The organism is Achromobacter sp., from assembly GCF_050285585.1.
Classification (GTDB): domain Bacteria; phylum Pseudomonadota; class Gammaproteobacteria; order Burkholderiales; family Burkholderiaceae_B; genus Achromobacter.
This window is the reverse complement of sequence record NZ_JBLZXF010000002.1, coordinates 117,820-138,158: the sequence shown is the minus strand read 5'-3', so window position 1 is coordinate 138,158 and position 20,339 is coordinate 117,820. Positions and strand designations below refer to the sequence as shown.

General features: G+C 67.2%; 20 protein-coding genes. 9 read left to right on the top strand and 11 right to left on the bottom strand.

Features of this window, described 5'->3' with window-relative positions:
- Nucleotide 1 precedes the first annotated feature (1 nt).
- Nucleotides 2-1,552 carry a mannitol dehydrogenase family protein gene (locus ACN6PJ_RS03895; RefSeq protein WP_427994596.1) on the top strand — a complete coding sequence of 517 codons (1,551 nt, stop codon included), beginning with the start codon at nucleotides 2-4 and terminating at the stop codon, nucleotides 1,550-1,552.
- Nucleotides 1,553-1,592: 40 nt separating this feature from the next.
- Nucleotides 1,593-2,657 (top strand): Ldh family oxidoreductase, encoded by a 1,065-nt coding sequence (locus tag ACN6PJ_RS03890; RefSeq protein WP_427994595.1) that lies wholly within the window; start codon nucleotides 1,593-1,595, stop codon nucleotides 2,655-2,657.
- A gap of 28 nt (nucleotides 2,658-2,685) precedes the next feature.
- On the opposite strand, the gene ACN6PJ_RS03885 is transcribed toward ACN6PJ_RS03890, so the two are convergent.
- From ACN6PJ_RS03885 to ACN6PJ_RS03865, 5 genes are all read right to left on the bottom strand, one after another.
- On the bottom strand, nucleotides 2,686-3,678 hold the full coding sequence (locus tag ACN6PJ_RS03885; protein ID WP_427994594.1) for an amidohydrolase family protein: 993 nt from the start codon (nucleotides 3,676-3,678) through the stop codon (nucleotides 2,686-2,688).
- Between the two features lie 50 nt (nucleotides 3,679-3,728).
- Entirely contained in the window at nucleotides 3,729-4,262 is a 534-nt protein-coding gene (locus ACN6PJ_RS03880; RefSeq protein ID WP_427994593.1) for a 3-hydroxyanthranilate 3,4-dioxygenase, read from the bottom strand.
- A 125-nt stretch (nucleotides 4,263-4,387) separates the two neighbouring features.
- Complete coding sequence (locus ACN6PJ_RS03875; RefSeq protein WP_427994592.1) at nucleotides 4,388-5,356, bottom strand: LysR substrate-binding domain-containing protein; 969 nt, start codon at nucleotides 5,354-5,356, stop codon at nucleotides 4,388-4,390.
- Nucleotides 5,357-5,367: 11 nt separating this feature from the next.
- Nucleotides 5,368-5,829 (bottom strand): RidA family protein, encoded by a 462-nt coding sequence (locus ACN6PJ_RS03870; RefSeq protein WP_427994591.1) that lies wholly within the window; start codon nucleotides 5,827-5,829, stop codon nucleotides 5,368-5,370.
- A 26-nt stretch (nucleotides 5,830-5,855) separates the two neighbouring features.
- A complete protein-coding gene (locus ACN6PJ_RS03865) occupies nucleotides 5,856-7,313 on the bottom strand; it encodes a 2-hydroxymuconic semialdehyde dehydrogenase (protein ID WP_427994590.1) in 1,458 nt (485 codons plus the stop codon).
- 141 nt (nucleotides 7,314-7,454) lie between these two features.
- On the opposite strand from ACN6PJ_RS03865, the gene ACN6PJ_RS03860 reads away from it, so the two are divergent.
- Nucleotides 7,455-7,946 (top strand): MarR family winged helix-turn-helix transcriptional regulator, encoded by a 492-nt coding sequence (locus ACN6PJ_RS03860; protein WP_427994589.1) that lies wholly within the window; start codon nucleotides 7,455-7,457, stop codon nucleotides 7,944-7,946.
- 10 nt (nucleotides 7,947-7,956) lie between these two features.
- Here the strand turns inward: ACN6PJ_RS03860 and ACN6PJ_RS03855 are convergent, their stop codons facing one another.
- From ACN6PJ_RS03855 to groES, 3 genes are all read right to left on the bottom strand, one after another.
- On the bottom strand, nucleotides 7,957-8,883 hold the full coding sequence (locus tag ACN6PJ_RS03855) for a YihY/virulence factor BrkB family protein (RefSeq protein WP_427994588.1): 927 nt from the start codon (nucleotides 8,881-8,883) through the stop codon (nucleotides 7,957-7,959).
- 189 nt (nucleotides 8,884-9,072) lie between these two features.
- On the bottom strand, nucleotides 9,073-10,713 hold the full coding sequence (gene groL / locus ACN6PJ_RS03850) for a chaperonin GroEL (RefSeq protein ID WP_427994587.1): 1,641 nt from the start codon (nucleotides 10,711-10,713) through the stop codon (nucleotides 9,073-9,075).
- Nucleotides 10,714-10,750: 37 nt separating this feature from the next.
- Nucleotides 10,751-11,038 (bottom strand): co-chaperone GroES, encoded by a 288-nt coding sequence (gene groES / locus ACN6PJ_RS03845; RefSeq protein ID WP_006221616.1) that lies wholly within the window; start codon nucleotides 11,036-11,038, stop codon nucleotides 10,751-10,753.
- Between the two features lie 305 nt (nucleotides 11,039-11,343).
- On the opposite strand from groES, the gene ACN6PJ_RS03840 reads away from it, so the two are divergent.
- Nucleotides 11,344-11,763, top strand: a complete 420-nt coding sequence (locus tag ACN6PJ_RS03840) for a VOC family protein (protein ID WP_427994586.1) — start codon at nucleotides 11,344-11,346, stop codon at nucleotides 11,761-11,763.
- 167 nt (nucleotides 11,764-11,930) lie between these two features.
- Here the strand turns inward: ACN6PJ_RS03840 and ACN6PJ_RS03835 are convergent, their stop codons facing one another.
- Complete coding sequence (locus ACN6PJ_RS03835; RefSeq protein WP_427994585.1) at nucleotides 11,931-13,112, bottom strand: MFS transporter; 1,182 nt, start codon at nucleotides 13,110-13,112, stop codon at nucleotides 11,931-11,933.
- A 188-nt stretch (nucleotides 13,113-13,300) separates the two neighbouring features.
- On the opposite strand from ACN6PJ_RS03835, the gene ACN6PJ_RS03830 reads away from it, so the two are divergent.
- Both ACN6PJ_RS03830 and ACN6PJ_RS03825 read left to right on the top strand, forming a co-directional pair.
- Complete coding sequence (locus ACN6PJ_RS03830) at nucleotides 13,301-14,437, top strand: DUF3182 family protein (RefSeq protein WP_427994584.1); 1,137 nt, start codon at nucleotides 13,301-13,303, stop codon at nucleotides 14,435-14,437.
- A complete protein-coding gene (locus tag ACN6PJ_RS03825; RefSeq protein WP_427994583.1) occupies nucleotides 14,424-15,182 on the top strand; it encodes an alpha/beta hydrolase family protein in 759 nt (252 codons plus the stop codon). The genes ACN6PJ_RS03830 and ACN6PJ_RS03825 overlap by 14 nt, the downstream gene beginning before the upstream one ends.
- A 94-nt stretch (nucleotides 15,183-15,276) precedes the next feature.
- Here the strand turns inward: ACN6PJ_RS03825 and ACN6PJ_RS03820 are convergent, their stop codons facing one another.
- The gene (locus tag ACN6PJ_RS03820) at nucleotides 15,277-15,996 is read right to left on the bottom strand and encodes a protein-L-isoaspartate(D-aspartate) O-methyltransferase (RefSeq protein ID WP_427994582.1); all 720 of its coding nucleotides are present in this window, start codon (nucleotides 15,994-15,996) and stop codon (nucleotides 15,277-15,279) included.
- Between the two features lie 54 nt (nucleotides 15,997-16,050).
- Entirely contained in the window at nucleotides 16,051-16,314 is a 264-nt protein-coding gene (locus ACN6PJ_RS03815) for a DUF1488 family protein (RefSeq protein WP_427994581.1), read from the bottom strand.
- A 530-nt stretch (nucleotides 16,315-16,844) separates the two neighbouring features.
- Between ACN6PJ_RS03815 and ACN6PJ_RS03810 the strand changes: the two genes are divergently transcribed.
- From ACN6PJ_RS03810 to ACN6PJ_RS03800, 3 genes are read left to right on the top strand one after another with little or no spacing between them, the layout of a single operon-like run.
- Nucleotides 16,845-17,657, top strand: a complete 813-nt coding sequence (locus ACN6PJ_RS03810; RefSeq protein WP_427994580.1) for a gluconate 2-dehydrogenase subunit 3 family protein — start codon at nucleotides 16,845-16,847, stop codon at nucleotides 17,655-17,657.
- The gene (locus ACN6PJ_RS03805) at nucleotides 17,650-19,419 is read left to right on the top strand and encodes a GMC family oxidoreductase (RefSeq protein ID WP_427994579.1); all 1,770 of its coding nucleotides are present in this window, start codon (nucleotides 17,650-17,652) and stop codon (nucleotides 19,417-19,419) included. The genes ACN6PJ_RS03810 and ACN6PJ_RS03805 overlap by 8 nt, the downstream gene beginning before the upstream one ends.
- Before the next feature lie 22 nt (nucleotides 19,420-19,441).
- The gene (locus ACN6PJ_RS03800) at nucleotides 19,442-20,323 is read left to right on the top strand and encodes a c-type cytochrome (protein ID WP_427994578.1); all 882 of its coding nucleotides are present in this window, start codon (nucleotides 19,442-19,444) and stop codon (nucleotides 20,321-20,323) included.
- Nucleotides 20,324-20,339 lie beyond the last annotated feature (16 nt).

Below are 20,339 nucleotides of genomic sequence, written 5' to 3'. Positions count from 1 at the left end.
CATGCTCGAACGCTTGAATTCGGAGTCCCTGCCGCATCTCCCCAAGGACGTGGAGCTGCCCGCCTATGACCGGAGCCGGCTGACCCCGGGCATCGTGCATCTGGGTATCGGCGCCTTCCATCGCGCCCACCAGGCGGCCGTGACGGACCTGGCCATGGCCGCCAGCGGGGACCTGAGCTGGGGCATCGTGGGCATTTCGCTGCGCAGCTCCGCCACGCGCGACGCGCTGGCGCCCCAGGACGGCCTCTACGCCCTGGCGCTGCGCGATGCCGGCCCGGACGGGCAGGCCCGCGAACAGCTGCGGGTGATCGGGTCGGTGCTGCGGGTCGTGGTGGCCGAGGAAGATCCCAACGCGGCGCTGGAACGCATCGCCTATCCGCAGACCCGCATCGTCAGCCTGACCGTGACCGAAAAGGGCTACAGCCACGAACCGTCCACCGGCTACCTGCGCTGGGACGACCCGGACATTGCGCACGATCTCGAGCACCCGGACAGGCCGCGCAGCGCCATCGGCATGCTGGTGTACGGCCTGGCGCTGCGGCGCGAACGCAGCCTGCCTCCGGTCACGCTGCTGTCCTGCGACAACCTGCATGCCAACGGCGACACGCTGCGCAGCCTGGTGCTGGCCTTCGCCCTGCGGGTAGACGTCGGCCTGACCGCCTGGATCGACAAGAACTGCACCTTCCCGAATTCCATGGTGGACCGCATCGTGCCGGGCACCCGGGAAGAGGACCGCTCGCGCGTGGCCCGGCGGCTGGGCGTGGAGGACGCCTGGCCCGTGGTGGGAGAGCCCTATCTGAACTGGGTCATCGAGGACAAGTTCGCCGCCGGCAGGCCGGCCTGGGATGTCGCGGGCGGCGCGACCTTCGTGCGCAACGCCGCGCCATACGAACGCCTCAAGCTGCGCATGGTCAACGGGCCGCATTCCGCGTTCGCCTACCTGGGCGCGATGCTGGGGCTGCGCACCAACAGCGAGGCCGCCGCCACGCCGGCGCTGCGCCGCTACGTCGATGACATGATGCGGCTGGAAATCGCGCCCACGTTGCGCGGCGTTCCCGAGTCGGGGCTGGACGAGTACCGCCAGCGGTTCCTGATGCGCGTGGCCAATCCGGCGCTGCCGCACCTGACGCGGCAGATCGCCATGGACGGTTCGCAGAAGGTGCCGCAGCGCCTGCTGGCCGCCATCCGCGACCGCCTGCGCCGCGGAGACGATTTCAGCCGGCTGGCCCTGGCCGTGGCGGCATGGCTGCACTACCTGCGCGGTTGCGACGAACTGGGCAACGCCTATTCCATCCAGGATCCACTGGCCGGGGCGCTGGCCAAGCTGCTGGCGCGCGCCGACGTGGCCGCCACGGCCTCGGCCCCGTCGCAGGCGGCGCATCGGCGCGCCATGGTGCTGGCCGGTTTCCGGCCCGTGTTCGGAGACCTGGGCAGGAAGCCGGCGTTCGTCGAGGCGCTGGCCCTGCAGCTGGAACGCCTGCGCGCGCTAGGCGTGCTGGGCGCGCTGGAGGCTTTGGAGCGGGACGCGGTCCAGCCCGAGCCGGTCGCATGACGGCGGGCGGCATGCCGCCCGCATCTACGAGGAGTGCCGAATGGCTGGACTGGAGCGCGTGGACGCGGGGCGGTGGCGGTTATGGGGCGAGGCGTGCCTGCGGGCCCTGGACTTCAGCGAAGCCGACGCTGGCTGCCTGGCGTCCAGCCTGGCGCAGACCAGCCTGTGGGGCGTCGACTCCCATGGCATTGCCCGGTTGCCGCATTACCTGAACCGGGTCGCGCATGGCTCGATCCTGGCGAAGCCGGAAATCCGCATCGAACAAAGCGGCCCGGCGACCGCGCAGGTGCATGGCGGCAGGGGCCACGGCATCGTGGTGGCGCATCGCGCCAACGCGGCCGCGTTGGCGCTGGCGCGAGAGGCGGGCGTGGGCGCCGTGGGCGTCAGCGATTCGTCCCACTGCGGCGCCATGGGGCTGTACACGCGCGCAGCCGCCGGCGAAGGGCTGATCGGCATCGCCTTCACCCATTCCGACGCCATCGCCGCGCCCTTCGGCGGCCGGCTGCCGTTCTTCGGCACGAATCCCGTCTCCTTCGCATTCCCCCGGCAGGGCGGCGAACCGCTGTGCCTGGACATGGCGACAACGTCCATCCCGTGGAACCGCGTGATGAACGCGCGCCGCGACGGCACGGAACTCCCGGCGGGCGTAGCGCTGGATGCCGAGGGGCAGGGCGTGACGGATGCCGCGCATGCCCGGGCCCTGACGCCGCTGGGCGGCGAGTACGGCCACAAGGGCTACGGCCTGGCGCTGATGATCGACCTGCTGTGCGGGCCGCTCAACGGCAACCCCTACGGGCCGCGCATCGGCCCCATGTACGAACAGCTGGAGCGCCCGCGCGAACTGGGGGCGTTCTTCATTGTCATCGATCCTGCCCGGTTCGCCGGCGGCGCGGCGCTGGCCGCGGTGGTGGCGGGCATGGCGGCCGAGCTTGCGGCGCAGCCGGGCGCGCCGCGCATGCCGGGCGATCCCGAGCTGGCCGCGCGGGCACAGCGCCAGGCCTGCGGGATTCCGGTGCCGCCGGCGCTGAAGGCCGAGATGGCCGAATGGAGCCGCCGGCTGGGCGTGCCCCTGCCGCGATTCACGGCGCCGCGCGCCGAGGGCTGACCGCGGCCGGTCCGATTTATCGCGGAGGCTACGCGGCGCGCCGGTCCAGGCCGAAGAACGCCATCGTGTTGCCGCACAGGATCTTCCGCTGCACCTCGGGGAGCAGGCCGGCGTGCGTCACCAGCCTGCCCACTTCCTGTTCGCCCAGCGGATAGGGATAGTCGGAGCCCAGCAGGACGCGGTCTTCGCCCATGACATCGATCAGCAGCCGGAGCGAGCGCGGGTCGAAGACCGCGCTGTCGGTATAGAAGCGGTCGGTATAGGACGAAGGCAACTGCGGGCAATCCTGGCGGATGATGTCGCGGTGCCGCCAGGCGTTGTCCACGCGCCCGAGCAGGAAGGCGAAGCTGCCGCCGCCATGCGCGAAGCACAGCTTAAGGCTGCGCGGTATGCGTTCGAAGGCGCCGGACAGGATCAGCGACAGGATACCCAGCTGGGTTTCCGCCGGCATGGCGACGAGCCACGGCAGCATCCACTTCTTCATGCGGCCGTCGGTCATCATGTCCCAGGGATGCACCAGCACGGGGATGTCGTTGCCGGCGCAATGGATCAGGAACTGCACCAGGGTTTCGTCATCCAGGTCGCGCGGGCCGACGTGGTTGCCGATCTGCACGCCCAGGTGGCCGGCGGCGCGCGCCCGGGACGCTTCGCGGCAGGCCAGGTCCAGGTCCTGCAACGGCACCTGCGCCAGCGCCTTCAGGCGCGATGGCGCATGGGCGCAGTGCTCGAGCGCCAGATCGTTCATGCGCGCCGCCCAGTCGGCGGCGGCTCGCGCGGGATAGGCGTAGCCGAACATGATGGGCGTGGCGCACAGGATCTGCACGTCCACGCCCTGGCGGTCCATCTGCCGGATCCGCAGGGCGGGGTCCCAGAGGGTGGCGTCCACGGGGCGGAAGGGCCGGTCGCCGGCCATGATCTGGCCCGTGGATCCATCGCCCTCCGGCCGTAGCCAGGGAGCGTTGACGGGGTCGAGCGCGGCCGCTTCCTCCCGCGTGATCGGCGGAAAGAAGTGGGCATGCATGTCGATTTTCTGAATGGTTCGCGATGGGGCCTGCGTCGCTTGCGGAGTACTCATGCCGGCATGTCCCCCTTGCCCGGATGGATGGCGCCGCAGCCGCGGCAGGTGCGTTTTTCCACGCTGGAATAGAAGGACTGGAACAAGGGCGGCAGGTCGGTCACGATGCTCTGGAGCTGCACCTCGGCGCGATGCACCAGTTGATGGCATGCGGGGCAATACCATTCGAAGCCATCCAGCAGGCCCTCGGGGCGCTGGCGCTCGATGACCAGGCAGACGCTGCCGGCTTCGGGCCGCTGCGGCGAATGGCGCACGTGCGGCGGCAAGAGGAAGACGTCGCCCTCCTTGAGGTCCACGCGTTCCGGCCTGCCGTCTATCCAGAGCGAAAGCCAGGCGTTGCCGCGCAACTGGTGGAAGAATTCTTCCAGGGGATCGTCGTGGTAATCGGTGCGCAGATTCGGGCCGCCGACCACGGTAACGATGAAATCCGCGTCCTGCCAGATCTGCTTGTTGCCGACCGGCGGCTTGAGCAGATGCGCGTTGTCGTCGATCCAGCGCTGGAAATTGAACGGGGCGCCATAAGCGAGCATGTGGAACTCCAGGAATGGGGAAACTGCGCTCTTCCTCGGAGTCTAAGCGGCATGGCGAACGGCTGCACAATAGAAATTGTGTGGGCGGCCATGCCGCCTTTCTATCGCGGGATAACCCGGGTGCGTCATTCGCCGCCGCTTCCGCGCTGCGCGGCGGTCTGCTTCAAATAGTCCACGAGCCGCAGGCAGGCCGGCGTCAGGGGACGGTCCGCCCGGACCGAATAGCCCACGTCGCCGAAGGCGCCGAAGACGTCCGTGGGCAATCGGGCCAGCACGCCCATGGACAGGAATTGCGCCGCCGCGTCGTAGGGAATGAGCGCGAGCGCGTCGCTGTGCATGAGCACGCCGATATTGGTCAGCAGCGACAGCGATTCGAGTTGGCGGGCGGGCAGCCGCAAGCCGGCGTCGGAGAAGGTGCGCTCGATCGAGGCGCGCAGCGGCGAGGTGGGCGAGGGCAGGATCCAGAGGCAATCGGCCAGGTCGGACAGCGCCACTTCTTCCGCGCCGGCCAGGGGATGGCGGGCGCCGGCCACGAGGCACAGGTCTTCCCGGTACAGCCTGTGGTGGTCCACCGCCACGCCGGAGATCGACGCCATGTCGGCGCCGGGCAGGCGGCCGACGACGATGTCCAGATCGCCCGTGGCCAGCGCCGGCAGCAACTGGGCGGTCGGCCCTTCGCGAACGGTGACCTGGATGCCCGGATGGTCGGTCATCAGGCGCGCGATGGCCTCGGGCAGCAGTTTCGCGGACGCCGCGATGAGCGTGCCCACCGCCACGTGGCCGCTGGCGCCGCCCAGCACCGCGTCGATATCGTCGGCCAGGTACCGGATCTCGGCCATCATGGCGTGGACGCGGCGCCCCAGCACCACGGCCAGTTCCGTCGGCGTGACGCCGCGGTTGGAGCGTTCGAACAGGGGGGCGCCGAAGAACGCTTCCAGGTCGTGGACGGCCTTGGTGACGGTGGGCTGGGTCAGGTGCAGCTCGCTGGCGGCCCGCGACAGCGAACGGCGCGCCAGCACGCGTTCGAAGATCTGCAACTGGTGCAGCTTCAGCTTGCGGCCGAGCGCGTTGGGCGTAATGCGGAAAGTCGGCATGCGCGCCGCCGCTAGCGCGCAAGCGGCTTGTAGGCGACCGCCTTGATTTCGATCAGCAGCTGCGGGTGCGGCAATTGATGCACCGCGACGGTGGTGCGTGCGGGGCCGTCCGCATCGAAGTACTCGCCATACACCTGGTTGTATCCGCCGAAATCGTTCATGTTGACGAGGTACGTGCTGATTTCCACCACGTCGGCCAGCGTGGCGCCGGCGGTGCCCAGGATGTCCCGGATGTTCTCGATGACGGCCCGGGTCTGCACCCGGATGTCCAGGGTGGCGGTGCCCATCGCATCCACGTCGGCGCCCGCGATGCGGTTGTCGGGCAGGCGCGAACTGGTGCCGGAGACGAACAGAAAATCCCCCGCGCGCTTGATGTGCGGGTACTTGCCGCGGGGCGTGGCCTTGCCGGCCACGACGGTGGCGCCGATCTCGGCCCGGTTCGTTTCCGTCCGGTCTGTCTTGGGCTGGTTCATCGCGATTTCCTTTTGGGTGGAACAGATCAGAGTTTGACGCATACGTTGGTGGGTTCAGTATAGAAATGCAGCGAATGGCGTCCGCCTTCGCGGCCGATTCCCGACAGGCCGCTGCCGCCGAATGGGGTGCGCAGGTCGCGCAGGAACCAGCAGTTGACCCAGGCCAGACCCACCCGCATGGCCTGGGCGACGCGGTGCCCGCGGGCGAGATTCTGCGTCCATACGGCCGCGGCCAGGCCGTATCGTGTGTCGTTCGCCAGGCGGATGGCCTCTTCCTCGGTGTCGAAGGGCGCCACGTGGCAGACCGGGCCGAAGACCTCCTCCTTGATGCAGCGGGCCTCCTCGGACAGGCCGGTCCAGACCGTGGGCTGCACGTAGGCGCCGTCGTCGCGGGCGTCTCCGAATTCGGGGATGCCGCCGCCGGCCGCCACCGTCGCGCCTTCCTGGCGGGCCAGCGCGAAGTACGACAGCACTTTCTCGCGGTGCTCGCGCGACGCCAGCGGGCCCATTTCCGTATCGGGCTCCATCGGCCAGCCGATGCGCATCGACCTGGCCCGCGCCGCCAGCGCCTCCACGAAACGCGCATAGATCGGACGTTCGACGTACACGCGTTCCGTGCACAGGCACACTTGCCCGCAGTTGGCGAACGCCGAGCGCGTCACGCCGTCGACCGCCGCGTCGAAGTCCGCGTCCGCGAACACCAGCGCCGCGTTCTTGCCGCCGAGTTCGAACGACACCGGCTTCACGCCCGGCGCCACGGCCCGCATGATGGCGGCGCCCGTGGCGGATTCGCCCGTGAAGGTAATGCCGTCGATGTCCGGGTGCGTGGTGATGAATTCGCCCGAGGACCCGGGGCCGAATCCATGCGTCAGGTTCAGCACGCCGGCCGGCAGGCCCGCCTGGCCGGCGACCTCGGCGAGCAGGGTGGCCGTCGAAGGCGTGACCTCGGACGGCTTCATGATCACGGTGTTGCCGAAAGCCAGGGCGGGCGCCACCTTCCAGGTCAGCAGGAGAAGAGGCAGGTTCCAGGGCGAGATCACGCCTACCACGCCCAGCGGCTTGCGGTAGGCGTAGTTCAGCGCCTGCCTGCCGTCCGGCGTGTCGGTCATGTAGCTTTCCATGTCCAGCGTGCGGGCCAATTCGGCAAAGGCCTGGAAGTTGGCGGCCCCGCGCGGGATGTCTACCTTGCCGGCCCAGCCGACGGGCTTGCCGGTATCGCCGATCTCGGCCTGCAGGAAGTCGTCGAAGCGCCGGTGGATACCGTCGGCCAGCGCCAGCAGGTGGTCGGTGCGCGCGGCGACCGGCAACGCGGCCCAGGCGGGCAGGGCGCGCCGCGCCGCCGCCACGGCGCGGTCCACCTGGTCCCGGCCGGCTTCGTGGACCTGGGCGATCAGCCGGCCGTCCACCGGGCTGTGTTTGTCGAAGGTGGACGCGCCCTCTTCAAAGCGGCCATCGATGTAGTTGCGCAATTGGCGGATCGTCATGCCGGGCCTCTGTTACGATGCAAATAAATACGTATACGTACTATATTTCGAGAATCATAGGCACGCCCCAGCCGCAAGTCAATGCGCGTATTCCGGAACGCCAGCGCCTACAATCCCCAGGCGTACCACCATGGAAGTCCGATGACCGCCACAGCCAGACCCGCCCGCGCCGGCCAGGCCAAGCTCCGCGCCCTGGATGAATTCGACCTGACCCACGTGGCGTCCCACCTGTTGCGCCGCGCCCATTTTCGGGCGGAGGGCCTGTTCACCCAGGCCTTCCCCGGCGAGGACCTGACGCCGCGTCAGAAGGCCTTGCTGATCACGGTCTACCAGAACCCGGGCGCCACGCAGAACCGCATCGCCGAACTGATCGCGCTGGATCGCAATTCCTTTGCCGAAATGATCGCGCGCATGACGAAGAAGGGATACGTGCGCCGCACGCGCTCCGCCGAGGACGGCCGCGCCTATGCGCTGGAAATCACGGACGAAGGTATCGACCTGCTCGCGCGCATCCTGCCCCACGATGCCGCGGTCGAGGCGCAGGTGCTGGCGCCCGTGCCCGAGGAATTGCGCCCCGTATTCCTGAAATGCCTGCGCCTGATGGCGGGGCTGGAAACCCGCGACGAGCCCTGAGCCGCAAGGATCAGGCGCCGGGATTGCCGTCGGAGCTTGCCGGCTGCGCCGCCGCCGGCTGCTCGCGGCCGAAGCGCAGCGCGAATTGCCGCGTGAATACGGCGCCGAAGAAAAAGATCTGCGCCGAATAGTAGATCCAGAGCAGCAGGGCGATCAGCGAGCCCGCCGCGCCATACGCCGACACGGCGGCGCCGCGGCTCAGGTACACGCCGATCCCCCATTTGCCGACGAGGAACAGGGCCGCCGTCACGATGGCGCCGGGGATCACGTCCGGCCATGAGATCTTCGCGCTGGGCAGCAGCTTGAAGATCACCGCGAACAGGGCCGCGACCACCGAGAAGGAAAACAGATTGGAGATCCATTCCGCCACCAGCGCGAAGGACGAGGCCGTCCACAAGTCGCCGTAGTAGCTGCGCGCGGCTCCCAGCGCCGCATTGACGGTCAGGGAAATCAGCAGGAACAGCGCCAGGACCAGCACCAGGCCGAACGACAGCATGCGGCTGCGCACCATGCCGTGCAAGCCGCCCTTCTGATTGGCGGATACCTCCCAGAGATCGTCCAGGCTGGCCTTCAGTTCAGCGAAGGCCGTCGTGGCGCTGAAGATCAGCACGAAAATCGAGATCAGCGCCGCGATCCACCCGCCGCCGGACTCGTGAGCGCTGGCCAGCACCGTCTGGATGACTTCGGCGCCGCGTTCGCCCGTAAGGTCGCGCAGCTGCGAGAACAGCTCCGAGCGCACGGCGTCCTCGCCGAAGAAGGCGCCCGCCACCGCGATCACCAGGATCAGCATGGGGGCCAGGGAGAACACCATGTACAGGGCCAGTGCGGCGCCCTTGCTCGACGCCCGGTGGGTAGACCACTGCTTGGCGGAATCCATCAATAGCCCGCCGATCTCGGACGGACGCAGGGCACGCAGCAGGGTCTTGGATATGCGCATGGGGTAAGGCTCGCTCGGGGGAACCCCTATTGTAGGGACGCATGCGCCGCGGGGAAACCGCAAGACTGTGCGCAAACGTGTCCACCGCATGCGGAGGGCGGAAAAAGAAAAACCCCCGGGGCGAAGGACCGGGGGTTTTTCGGGGAACGGCATTCCCCGGCCGAAGCCGGGGAGGCCGGGAAGCGGGACTTAGAAGTCCATGCCGCCCATGCCGCCCATGCCGCCGGGCATCGCCGGAGCAGCGGGCTTGTCTTCGGCCAGTTCGACCACGGCGGCTTCAGCCGTCAGCAGCAGGCTGGCGACGGAGGCAGCGTTCTGCAGGGCGGTGCGGGTCACCTTGGTGGGATCCAGCACGCCTTGCTCGACCAGGTCGGTGTACTCGCCCGAAGCGGCGTTGTAGCCGTAGTTGCCCTTGCCGTTCAGCACATTGTTCACAACCACGCTGGCTTCTTCGCCGGCGTTGGTGACGATCGTGCGCAGCGGCTCTTCGACAGCGCGCAGGATCAGCTTGATGCCGGCGTTCTGGTCAGCGGTGTCGCCCTTCAGGTCGGAGATGGCTTGCTTGGCGCGCAGCAGAGCAACGCCGCCGCCAGCCACGACGCCTTCTTCCACTGCAGCGCGGGTAGCGTGCAGGGCGTCTTCGACGCGAGCCTTCTTTTCCTTCATTTCGACTTCGGTGGCAGCGCCAACGCGAATCACGGCAACGCCGCCGGCCAGCTTGGCCACGCGTTCTTGCAGCTTTTCACGGTCGTAGTCGGACGTGGCTTCTTCGATCTGCACGCGCACTTGCTTGACGCGGGCTTCGATGGACTTGCTGTCGCCAGCGCCGTCGATGATCGTGGTGTTTTCCTTGCCCACTTCGATGCGCTTGGCTTGGCCCAGTTCAGCCAGGCCGGCCTTTTCCAGCGACATGCCGGTTTCTTCGGAGATCACCGTGCCGCCCGTCAGGATGGCGATGTCTTCCAGCATGGCCTTGCGGCGGTCGCCGAAGCCAGGAGCCTTGACGGCGGTGGTCTTCAGGATGCCACGGATGTTGTTCACAACCAGGGTGGCCAGCGCTTCGCCTTCGACGTCTTCGGCGATGATCAGCAGCGGACGGCTCGACTTGGCGACTTGTTCCAGCACCGGCAGCAGGTCACGGATGTTGCTGATCTTCTTGTCGAAAATCAGGACAAACGGATCTTCCAGGGCGGCAACTTGCTTGTCCGGGTTGTTGATGAAGTAGGGCGACAGGTAGCCGCGGTCGAATTGCATGCCTTCGACGACGTCCAGCTCGTTTTCCAGCGACTTGCCGTCTTCGACGGTGATGACGCCTTCCTTGCCGACCTTGTCCATCGCGTCAGCGATGATCTGGCCGATGGAGGTGTCGCTGTTGGCCGAGATGGAACCGACTTGAGCGATTTCCTTGCTGGTCGTGACCGGCTTGGATTGCTTCTTCAGTTCGGCGACGGCGGCGGCGACAGCCTTGTCGATGCCGCGCTTCAGGTCGATCGGGTTGAAACCGGCGGCAACGTACTTCAGGCCTTCCTGAACGATGGCCTGGGCCAGCACGGTGGCGGTGGTGGTGCCGTCACCGGCGTTGTCGGAGGTCTTGGAGGCGACGTCCTTGACCAGCTGGGCGCCGATGTTCTCGAACTTGTCCTTCAGTTCGATTTCCTTGGCGACGGACACGCCGTCCTTGGTCACGGTCGGGGCGCCGAACGAGCGCTCCAGCACGACGTTGCGACCCTTGGGGCCCAGGGTGGTCTTGACAGCGTTGGCGAGAACATTCACGCCGCGGACGATACGCACACGGGCGTCGTCACCGAACAATACTTGCTTGGCAGCCATTTCTTAGCTTCCTTCGAAAATTCGTTTGAGGCAGGGTTTACTGGACCACGGCGAGGATTTCGTCCTCGCGGATGACGAGCAGTTCTTCGCCATCAACCTTCACGGACTGGCCGGCGTACTTGCCGAACAGAACCTTGTCACCAGCCTTCAGGTCAACCGGCAGGATCTTGCCGTCTTCGGTCTTCTTGCCGGGGCCGACGGCCACGACTTCACCTTGATCAGGCTTTTCGGCGGCGCTGTCGGGGATGACGATACCCGACGCAGTCTTGCGCTCGTTTTCGAGGCGTTTGACGATCACGCGATCGCCCAGGGGACGCAAGGCCATGAGGAACTCCTGTTACAAAAAGAAGAGGAAAAGAATGATCAGTTGAGCCCGGGAACGTTGTTAGCACTCACCGGTGTCGAGTGCTAATTATAGGGATGATGTTCTAGGCTTCAAGGGGGGAACGACGGCTGTTACATATTGGGAGAATGGAATTAATTGGGGACGCATAATGGGTTTCCCGCTGCCGAATTTCATTGCGCCCGCGATCCGGTTCACTGAAGATGTGGGCAGGCGCTTTCGACCCGCCGCAGCCGCCGGCCGTCCGGCGTTTTGCGTCAGATTCCTCTCGCCCCAGGAGAATAGTCATGCCGGCATTCCAGATTCAGCACCTGGACCACATCGTCCTGAGGGTTCGGGACCTGGCGCGTAGTGTGGACTTCTATACGAAGGTACTGGGCTGTTGCGTCAGGAAGAAGAACGATGAATACGCCATGATCCACCTGGGCGCCGGTGGATCCATGATCGATCTGGTCGATGTGCAAGGCCCCTTGGGCGCCGCTGGCGGTGAAGCTCCCGGGAAGGATCGGCACAATCTCGACCACTTTTGCCTGCGGGTCGATCCGTTCGATGAAGCCGCCATCCTCGAGCATCTGCAAGCTTTCGGAATTGCCGCGGACAAGGCCGTGATGCGATACGGAGCGGAAGGAGAAGGACTTTCGATCTATTGCTTCGATCCCGACGGCAATCAAATCGAGTTGAAGGGGCCAGCGATCCAGGGCGGGTAGCAAAAAAAGGAGTCGGACTACGATTCCCTCGTCTCGCAACCGCGAGGGAAGGCACGCTATCAATATTGTTGATATCGACCGCCGCACGAGTGAAACCCGGGCGCGGGAATATATCCCTCAGCCGCAGGTCCGCGAGCGGGGAGCCGGCAGTACACCGTCGGCCTGGCTCAGGCCTGCGCGCGGCGCGGCAGCCAGCGCCAGAAGACGCCGGCCGCTACCAGGCCCAGCGTTCCGACGCCAAACGATGCGCCGCCGAGCGATAGCAGGGCGGTCAGCATCGACAGCGCCACCGGTCCGCCGCTCGAGCCCAGATCGGCCATGAAACGCCAGATACCGAGAAACTGCGTGCGCGCGCCCGCCGGCGCCGCGTCGGCGCCCAGCGTCATCACGATGCCGGATCCGATGCCGTTGCCGAAACCCAGCAGCACCGACACCAGGATGAAGCTCGTCACGCCGCCGGTCAGCGGGATCGCCATCAGGCTCAGCCCCATCAGCAGCGTGCACGGCAGCGCCACCCACAGGCGGCCGCGCTGGTCCATCACCTTGCCCGCCGGATAGAACACCGACATGTCCACCGCGGCGACCAGCCCATAGACGAGCGAGGTGGTGGTGGCGTCCAGGCCGATATGGTCCGCCCACAGCGGAATCACCACCTGGCGCGACGCGCGCAGCGCGCTGATCAGCATTACGCCCACGCCGAGCGTGGCGTACACGCCGCGATGGTCGCGCGCGACCTCGCCCATGCGCGCGCGCGGCGCGCCGGAGCCCTTGCCGCCCGAGGGTTCGATGTCGGGCGCCTTGATGGCGATGAACCCCGCGCCAAGCATGGCGCAGACGGCAATCCAATAGGCGCCGTCGAGCCCCAGGAAATGGATCAGCGCCGCGCCCGCGAACGGGCCGATGAAGGTGCCGATCCGCGTCGTGCCTCCGAGCGTGGACAGGGCGCGCGCACGGTACGTCAGCGGCACGACTTCGATCATGTAGCTCTGGCGCGCCAGCTGGAACACCGACTGCGCGCACCCCTGCATCAGCATGGCCAGCGCCAGCACCCAGAGTTTGGGCACGCCGATCACGAGCAGCAGGCCGACCACGCTCAGCAGGGCCGCGCCGGCCATGGCGCGCTTCTCGCCGAAGCGCTCGGTGATCAGCGCGGAAGGAATGTTGGAGAGCAGCGAGCCGACCCCGATGAGGGCGGCGATCAGACCCGCCGTGGCTACCGACGCCCCATGGTCGCGCGCGGTGAGCGCGATCACGGGAAGAATGGCGCCGTTGCTGATGCCGTAAAGCAACGACGGGCCGAACGCCGGCACGGCGATCTTCTTCAGATTGAACGAATCGGATTGGGACATGACAGGAGATTGAGAACTCGGCCGCCCGCCGGCCGCCGCGCCTCTGCGCGCGGGACCGGCGCGGGATCCCGAGAGTGTAGCTGGAGGCCCTCGCTCCTGGCTGTCTGTAGGCTGACAGCGGGCCGCTATCGCCGGCCCCGTCCTGCTCCGCGGCGGCGTTCGGGCACGCCGCTTGCTAGCTGCCAGCCATGGCATCATCTTTATCCTACTCCCGCGCGGAGGGCATCGTGGCGGCCTTCCCCCGGCGCGCGCAGGCGTCCGAGCATGAACTGGCCTCGCAGGAGGCTCTGGCCTCCCGCCTGGCCGCATTGCTGGGCAGGCGCTATGTGCCCGATTACCGGCCCAGCCGCTACCGTGGCGGACCCGCGCCTTACTACGTGCCCGATCGCAGCATCGTCGGCGCCGCGCGCGCCGCCGTGCTCGGTATCGAGGGCATGGGGGATATCTACGGCGGCGTGGTGCCGCACGCCTTCGTGGCCACGAAGGCCATCAGCCACGGGCTGGTCGGACCGGACGCCCGTCGCCCTGCCGGCTGGGTGCCAGCGCTTGCCTCCGCGTTGCGTGACGCGGTGCTGGAAGGCTATACCGCCTTCTGCCCCGAAGACGCTTTTGCCGCGGGCCTGCGGTTGCTCGCGCGCGGCGCGGTCCGTGTAAAGCCCCCGGACGGGACCGGCGGGCGCGGGCAGGTCGTGGCGAGAGACCAGGAGGCGTTGCGGGCGGCCGTCGCGGCGCAATGCGGCCGGGTGATGGCGCGCCAGGGCCTGGTGCTCGAGGAGGACCTCGAAGAGGTCGAAACCTACAGCATAGGCTGGTCGAGGGTGGGCGAGATGGATATTTCCTACGTCGGCACGCAATCGTTGACCGACGATAACCAGGGCCGCCGGGTGTACGGGGGATCCGAACTGCGCGTGGCGCGCGGCGGGGTCGATGCCCTGCGCGCCCTGGATCTCGGCGACGAGGAGCGGCACGCCCTGGATCTGGCGTGCCGCTATGACGCGGCGGTCTCGGCCGCCTACCCGCAATTGATCGCGTCCCGGCGCAACTACGACGTCGCGATCGGTCGGTCGGTGGAGGGAGGCGCCCGCGCCGGCGTGCTGGAACAATCCTGGCGCGCAGGCGGCGCAAGCATCGCCGAACTGGCCGCCATGCAGGCGTTTGCGCTGTCGCCCTCGTTGAACGAGGTGCGCGCCGAAACCCGCGAACGCTACGGCGCGGACGAACCCCCGCCGATTGCGCAGCGGCTGGTGTTCCACGGGATCGACCGCGCCGTCGGACCGATCAGCAAATCGGGAGGGATCGTGGAGGCAGAAGATGGCGGCGCATAGCACTCCGACCGCGCTTGAAGTCGATGACGTTTCACTGGAGGCAACCTTTCTCACTCCGGAAGACAAGGTGCCGGGGGTGTTGTTCGTGCATGGCTGGGGCGGCAGCCAGGCATTCGATTTGTCCCGCGCCAAGGGCATCGCGGCATTGGGCTGCGTCTGCCTGACCTTTGATCTGCGCGGGCACGCCGGCACGCGGGCCCAGCAACTGCAGGTGACCCGCGAAGACAATTTCCGCGACGTGGTGGCGGCCTACGACAGGCTGTCCCTTCATCCGTCGCTGGATTCCGGCTCGATCGCGGTGGTGGGCAGCAGCTATGGCGGCTACCTGGCGGCCCTGCTCTCCACCATGCGTCCGGTGCGCTGGCTGGCGCTGCACGTTCCGGCGCTGTACCGCGACGATGAATGGCTGCTTCCCAAGAATCAGCTCAACCGCGAAACGCTGCGCGCCTACCGCAGCGCCTATGTCCCGCCCGAGGAAAACCGCGCGTTGAAAGCGTGCACCGAATTCTCTGGCGATGTGCTGCTGGTGGAAGCGGAGAACGATATCTACATACCGCACTCCACCATCATGAGCTACCGTTCCGCCTTCCGTCGGTCGCACTCCCTGACCCACCGGATAATCGACGGCGCCGACCATGCGCTGACGGAAAAGGCGGCGCAGCGCGCATACACCTCGATTCTCGTCAACTGGGTGACGGAGATGGTGACGGGCGCGCGCGTGGGCGAGCGCCAGCGGGAATTCTAGAGAGGCGCGGCCACTCCGGCCCCGATCGCATGGAGGCAGCCAGCGGCGTCCCAGGGGCGCGCCATCGCGCCGCGACCGTGTCGGTTCGTAGCGGCTACCCGCCATGCGCCTGGTCATCGTCCTCGTCGTCCTGCCATCCCTGCGCGCCGATCAGGGGTACGAATGCGACCATGCCGAGATCCAGCTGCTCATATTCCGCGATTCCGCGGCGCGTGATCCGGACCAGGCGCTGCACCGCAGGCCTGTCGCCCAACGGCATCACGAGCCGGCCTCCCACGGCCAGTTGCTCGCGCCAGGACGGCGGCACGATCGGGCCTGCCGCCGCGGCGACGATGACGTCGAACGGAGCCTTTTCCGGCAAGCCCAGTGTGCCGTCGCCCACATGTATGGCGACGTTGCCGCAACCGATGCTGCGCAGGGTCTCCCGCGCCCGGATCGCGAGGCGCTCGTGGCGCTCGATCGCGTCGACCTTGCCGACGATCTGCGCCATGACTGCCGCAGCGTAGCCCGACCCGGCGCCGATCTCCAGGACTCTGTCCCCCGGTCGCATGGAGGCCGCCTGCGCCATCAGCGCGACAATGTACGGCTGCGATATGGTCTGGCCGCAGCCGATCGGCAACGCGCGGTCGTCGTAGGCCAGCGCCCGGCTCTCATCCGGCACGAACGCCGAACGCGGCACCCGTCGCATCGCCCCGAGCACGGCGGGGTCGCGCACGCCGCGCGCCACGAGCTGGCGCTGCACCATGTTTTCGCGGAGTTCCTGTTCCTCGTCCATGTCGGCTGCCGGAAAGGGCGGACCCTGGGCCACGTTCATTCCGCGCCAGCATGGCCCGTGCCCGCAAGGGGCGGCCCGGGGCGTGCGAATGACTCAGCGCTCCTCGAAATCGCCCGCACCCAATTCGATCCGTTGTTCAAAGGGCACCCATTGCGCGCGATGCGCAACTTTCCGCAGCGCCTGTGCGGCGCCCTCGAATGCCTGCAAGAGCTCAGGCGCGCTTTCGTCCCTTGCGCCGAAACGACGCCGGAGGACGTCGCCGGATATCTCGAACTGCCTTGTGACGCCCGCCGTTTCCAGCTCGAAAATTATGGCGTCGCCTTGCACGTGCGCCTTTGTTTCCTTGGTGAATTTCATTGTATGTCTCCTATGAAGCAGCCACTGCCGGCCTCGTGTGTCCCCTTTTTATGGCGGCATGACGGCGGTCAACGCGGGTCCGCGGTGCCGCCCGACCCGGAAGATGCCCCCGAACCCGGCGACCCGCCCTGGCCCGTCGAGCCGGTGGTGGCGCCTGTCGGGCCTTGGCTGCCCCGCGCATCGGTGCCTCCCTGCTCCGCGTGGTCCAGGCCATTCGAACGTCCGGGCGGCCTGGGCGCAGGTAATTTTTTCCGCTCCTGCCCGGTTTTTCCCTCGGCATCCTGCCTGCCGGCCGCGGCGCCATCGGCAGGCAGGTGCTCGCGCGGGCTGGGAGGCTTGTCCCGAGGGGAGGGGTCCGGAGGCGCCGCCATGGACAGCGATCCTCCTAGCAAAACAAGGGCGATAGCGCGTAAAGTGACGGACATGGCTGACATGGGAGCTCCTTCCCGAGAATCGAGTGTTGCCCATGCAAATGCCGTGCCGGGCCCGAGGCTTGCTGTCGCCGCCGCGTGTCCAACCAGGAGAACGGTATGAACGATCAGCGGCCCGTCGTTCCCCCCGCCGGCTTGGCTGCCGACGAAAGTCCGCCCGTGCCAGGGCGCCGCAGCGTCCTCAAGGCGCTGACGCTCGGCGTGCCGGGCGCCCTGGCGGTTTCCGGGGTGCCCGCCATGGCGCAGGCTCCCGCCTCGCACCCGCAAGCGGACTCCGCGGCGCCAGTGCCTTTGCGTTTTTTCAATGCGCAGGAAGCCGCGCTCATGGACGCCATCGCGGCCCGCCTGATTCCGGCCGATGAGCTAGGGCCCGGCGCCAAAGAGGCGGGCGTCACGCATTTTCTGGACGGCCAGCTGGCGGGCGCATGGGGCGCGGGTGATCATTTGTATCGGCAGGGCCCTTTTATGCCGGGTACGCCGGAGCAGGGCTACCAACTGTCATTCACGCCGGCCGAGATGTACCGCCGAGGCCTGGCCGCGTTCGACGCGGCCGTGCGCAAGAAGGAGGGCAAGGCCTACGAGCAGCTCGCCGAGCAAGACCAGGACGCCTGGCTTGTCGCCATGCAGAAAGGCGAACTCGATTTCGACCCGTTGCCGGCGGAAGTATTTTTCCAGGCCTTGCTCGAGGGAACCCTGGAAGGCTTCTTCAGCGATCCGCTGTACGGAGGAAACAGGAATATGGTCGGCTGGCAGTTGGTAGGCTTCCCCGGGGCCTATGCCAGTTTCTCCAACGACATCGAGCGGCATGGCGTGGCTTGGCAGGGCAAGCCTGTGTCCATCGCTCAGGCGCGCGGACACCAGCCCGCAGGAGGGAGCGCGCCCTCCCGCAATGAAGGAGGCGGCCATGGCTAAAACGATGCCCGCGGTGGACGTAGCCATCATCGGCGCTGGCTGGACCGGTTCCATCATCGGCAAGGAACTGGCCGCCGCCGGCCAGCGGGTGGTGGTGCTGGAGCGTGGAGAGCCGCGTTGGCCGTCGCCGGACTTCCAGGGACCCACTGTCCACGACGAACTCAAGTACACGCGCAGGCACGCCCTGCATCAGAATACGGCCAGCGAAACGTTCACCTTCCGCAATCACGACGGGCAAACCGCATTGCCCATGCGGCGCTGGCAATTTGCCTATCCAGGGACGCATCTGGGCGGCGCGGGCAATCATTGGTCGGGCGCGTACTACCGATTCGATCCCACCGACTTCAATATGCGCAGCCACTACACCGAGCGCTACGGCGCCCGGATTTTCGACGAAGACCTTACCTGCCAGGACTGGCCGCTGAGCTACGACGAGCTTGAACCGTATTTCGATCGCTTCGACTACCTGATCGGCGCCTCGGGTCAGGCGGGCAATATCAAAGGCCAGAAGCAGGAAGGCGGCAATCCATTCGAACCGTGGAGGTCGCGCCCCTATCCCAACCCGCCCATGAAGGTTCCATATGCGCCGGCATTGTTCGGCGAGGCGGCGCGCAGCCTGGGATACCACCCTTACGTGCAGCCATCCGCGCTCTGTACCCGGCCCTACGTGAACAGCGAGGGACTGCAGATGAGCGCCTGCGTCTATTGCGGCTTCTGCTCGAACTTCGGATGCGAGCACTACGCCAAGGCATCGCCCCAGGTCTGCGTGCTGCCGGTGGCGCTCAAGTTGTCGAACTTCGAATTGCGCACCGGCGCCCACGTGCTGCGGGTGGAACTGACGCAAGACAGGAAGCGGGCGCGCGGCGTGACCTACGTGGACGGCGCGGGCACGGAGATTTTCCAGCCCGCCGAGGTCGTGGTGCTGTGCGCCTTCGGCATCAACAATGTGCGCCTGTTGCTGCTGTCAGGCATAGGCGAAGCGTATGACCCGCAACGCAACACCGGCGTGGTGGGGCGCAACTATACGCACCAGACAACCTCCGGCGTCAATCTGTTCTTCGACGAATCATTCAACATCAATCCATTCATGGGCGCCGGGGCGGTGGCGGTCACCATGGACGACTTCAGCGCGGACAATTTCGATCATGGGCCGCTTGGATTCGTGGGCGGGGGCTACCTTCAGATCCAGGTGGTCAGCGGCGCTCCCATCGGCTACCACCCGGTGCCCAAGGGCACCGCCGCCTGGGGCAGCGCCTGGAAGCAGGCGGTCAAGCGCTATTACAACCACTCGGCCTCCATCACCATCACGGGGTCGGCGCAACCCACCCGCGGCAGCTACCTGAGTCTGGACCCTACCTACAAGGACGCGTGGGGCCTGCCGTTGCTGCGCGTCACCTACGACCTTCCGGACAACGACATTCGCATGTCGGCCTTTCTGACCGAACGCGGCGACCAGATCGGCCGCGCCATGAAGGGCGTGCAACGCACGGAGCCCGGGCCTCGCAAGCGGCCTTTCACTGCCGCGGCGTACCAATCAACGCATCTCACGGGCGGGGCCGCCATGGGGGCTGACCCGCGTACCAGTGTGGTGAACCGTTACGGTCAGGTGTGGGAAGTGCCCAACGTGTTCGTGACTGGCGCGGCGCTGTTTCCGCAGAATTCCGGCTACAACCCGACGGGCACGGTCGGCGCCACGACCTATTGGATCGTGGAAAAGATCAAGTCCGATTATCTGAAGTCGCCGGGCCCCCTTGTGACCTGAGCGATGCAGCCGGGGTGACACCATGGGCATGCCTCTACGCAGCTATGTAACTCTGGGCCTGATCGCGGGCGCGCCGCTGATCACAATCGTCGCCACCCTTTTTCAGATTTACGGGCAGGGCGGCGATGGCCTGATCGCGCCATCCCGGGTCGAGCAGCCGCCCGCGCCTCCTGTCGCGCAAAAGCCGGCGCCCGCGCCCGCGGCGGCGCCGGCGGCGGTCCTGCCCGCAGTGGCGGCCCCCAAGCCCGGCAGCCCGGTCGCGGGCCGCAGCGCCTTGGACTTTGCCGCGTACCGTCCCGCCTGGGAGCCCGCATTGCAGCACGCCAACGTCGACGCCGGAAAACAACTTGCCCAGACGGGCAAGGCGGGCGTACAGGCTTGCGTCGCCTGTCACGGGCCGGCCGGCATGACGCCCTTGGGCGGCGCCTTCCCCAATCTGGCCGGGCTGACTTCCGACTACCTGGCAAAGCAATTGTGGGACTTTCGCGATGGCAGCCGCCAGCATCCGCTCATGAGCGGAATCGCCAAGGGCCTGTCCGATGAGGAAATCGCGCACCTGGCGCGCTACTACGGCGGCCTGCCGCCCGGCGGGAAATCCGCCGCCAAGGCGGACGCGGGGCAGCACGAGGCGGCTCTCCGGCTGGACACGCTGGGCGATGGCCCGCGCGCGCTGCCCGCTTGCGCCAATTGTCACGGCCTTCAGGGGCGCGGCGAAGGTCCGCTGCTGCCTCGGCTGGCAGGCCAGCCGGCTCCTTACTTCGTGGACCAGATGAACGCTTTCCGCTCCGGTCTGCGGCAAAACGATGACGTGGGGGCCATGCGAGCCTTTGCCCAGCGCCTGACTCCCGACGAAATCGGCCAATTGTCCCGCTATTACGAAAGCCGGTCGCCCGAGAGCGAATGAGTTCAAGCCTGTTTGG

Excerpts from the sequence above, each read along its gene's own strand:
- ACN6PJ_RS03895 (WP_427994596.1), top strand. The coding sequence starts at position 2 with ATGCTCGAACGCTTGAATTCGGAGTCCCTGCCGCATCTCCCCAAGGAC.
- ACN6PJ_RS03890 (WP_427994595.1), top strand. The coding sequence starts at position 1,593 with ATGGCTGGACTGGAGCGCGTGGACGCGGGGCGGTGGCGGTTATGGGGC.
- ACN6PJ_RS03885 (WP_427994594.1), bottom strand. The coding sequence starts at position 3,678 with ATGCATGCCCACTTCTTTCCGCCGATCACGCGGGAGGAAGCGGCCGCG.
- ACN6PJ_RS03880 (WP_427994593.1), bottom strand. The coding sequence starts at position 4,262 with ATGCTCGCTTATGGCGCCCCGTTCAATTTCCAGCGCTGGATCGACGAC.
- ACN6PJ_RS03875 (WP_427994592.1), bottom strand. The coding sequence starts at position 5,356 with ATGCCGACTTTCCGCATTACGCCCAACGCGCTCGGCCGCAAGCTGAAG.
- ACN6PJ_RS03870 (WP_427994591.1), bottom strand. The coding sequence starts at position 5,829 with ATGAACCAGCCCAAGACAGACCGGACGGAAACGAACCGGGCCGAGATC.
- ACN6PJ_RS03865 (WP_427994590.1), bottom strand. The coding sequence starts at position 7,313 with ATGACGATCCGCCAATTGCGCAACTACATCGATGGCCGCTTTGAAGAG.
- ACN6PJ_RS03860 (WP_427994589.1), top strand. The coding sequence starts at position 7,455 with ATGACCGCCACAGCCAGACCCGCCCGCGCCGGCCAGGCCAAGCTCCGC.
- ACN6PJ_RS03855 (WP_427994588.1), bottom strand. The coding sequence starts at position 8,883 with ATGCGCATATCCAAGACCCTGCTGCGTGCCCTGCGTCCGTCCGAGATC.
- groL (WP_427994587.1), bottom strand. The coding sequence starts at position 10,713 with ATGGCTGCCAAGCAAGTATTGTTCGGTGACGACGCCCGTGTGCGTATC.
- groES (WP_006221616.1), bottom strand. The coding sequence starts at position 11,038 with ATGGCCTTGCGTCCCCTGGGCGATCGCGTGATCGTCAAACGCCTCGAA.
- ACN6PJ_RS03840 (WP_427994586.1), top strand. The coding sequence starts at position 11,344 with ATGCCGGCATTCCAGATTCAGCACCTGGACCACATCGTCCTGAGGGTT.
- ACN6PJ_RS03835 (WP_427994585.1), bottom strand. The coding sequence starts at position 13,112 with ATGTCCCAATCCGATTCGTTCAATCTGAAGAAGATCGCCGTGCCGGCG.
- ACN6PJ_RS03830 (WP_427994584.1), top strand. The coding sequence starts at position 13,301 with ATGGCATCATCTTTATCCTACTCCCGCGCGGAGGGCATCGTGGCGGCC.
- ACN6PJ_RS03825 (WP_427994583.1), top strand. The coding sequence starts at position 14,424 with ATGGCGGCGCATAGCACTCCGACCGCGCTTGAAGTCGATGACGTTTCA.
- ACN6PJ_RS03820 (WP_427994582.1), bottom strand. The coding sequence starts at position 15,996 with ATGAACGTGGCCCAGGGTCCGCCCTTTCCGGCAGCCGACATGGACGAG.
- ACN6PJ_RS03815 (WP_427994581.1), bottom strand. The coding sequence starts at position 16,314 with ATGAAATTCACCAAGGAAACAAAGGCGCACGTGCAAGGCGACGCCATA.
- ACN6PJ_RS03810 (WP_427994580.1), top strand. The coding sequence starts at position 16,845 with ATGAACGATCAGCGGCCCGTCGTTCCCCCCGCCGGCTTGGCTGCCGAC.
- ACN6PJ_RS03805 (WP_427994579.1), top strand. The coding sequence starts at position 17,650 with ATGGCTAAAACGATGCCCGCGGTGGACGTAGCCATCATCGGCGCTGGC.
- ACN6PJ_RS03800 (WP_427994578.1), top strand. The coding sequence starts at position 19,442 with ATGGGCATGCCTCTACGCAGCTATGTAACTCTGGGCCTGATCGCGGGC.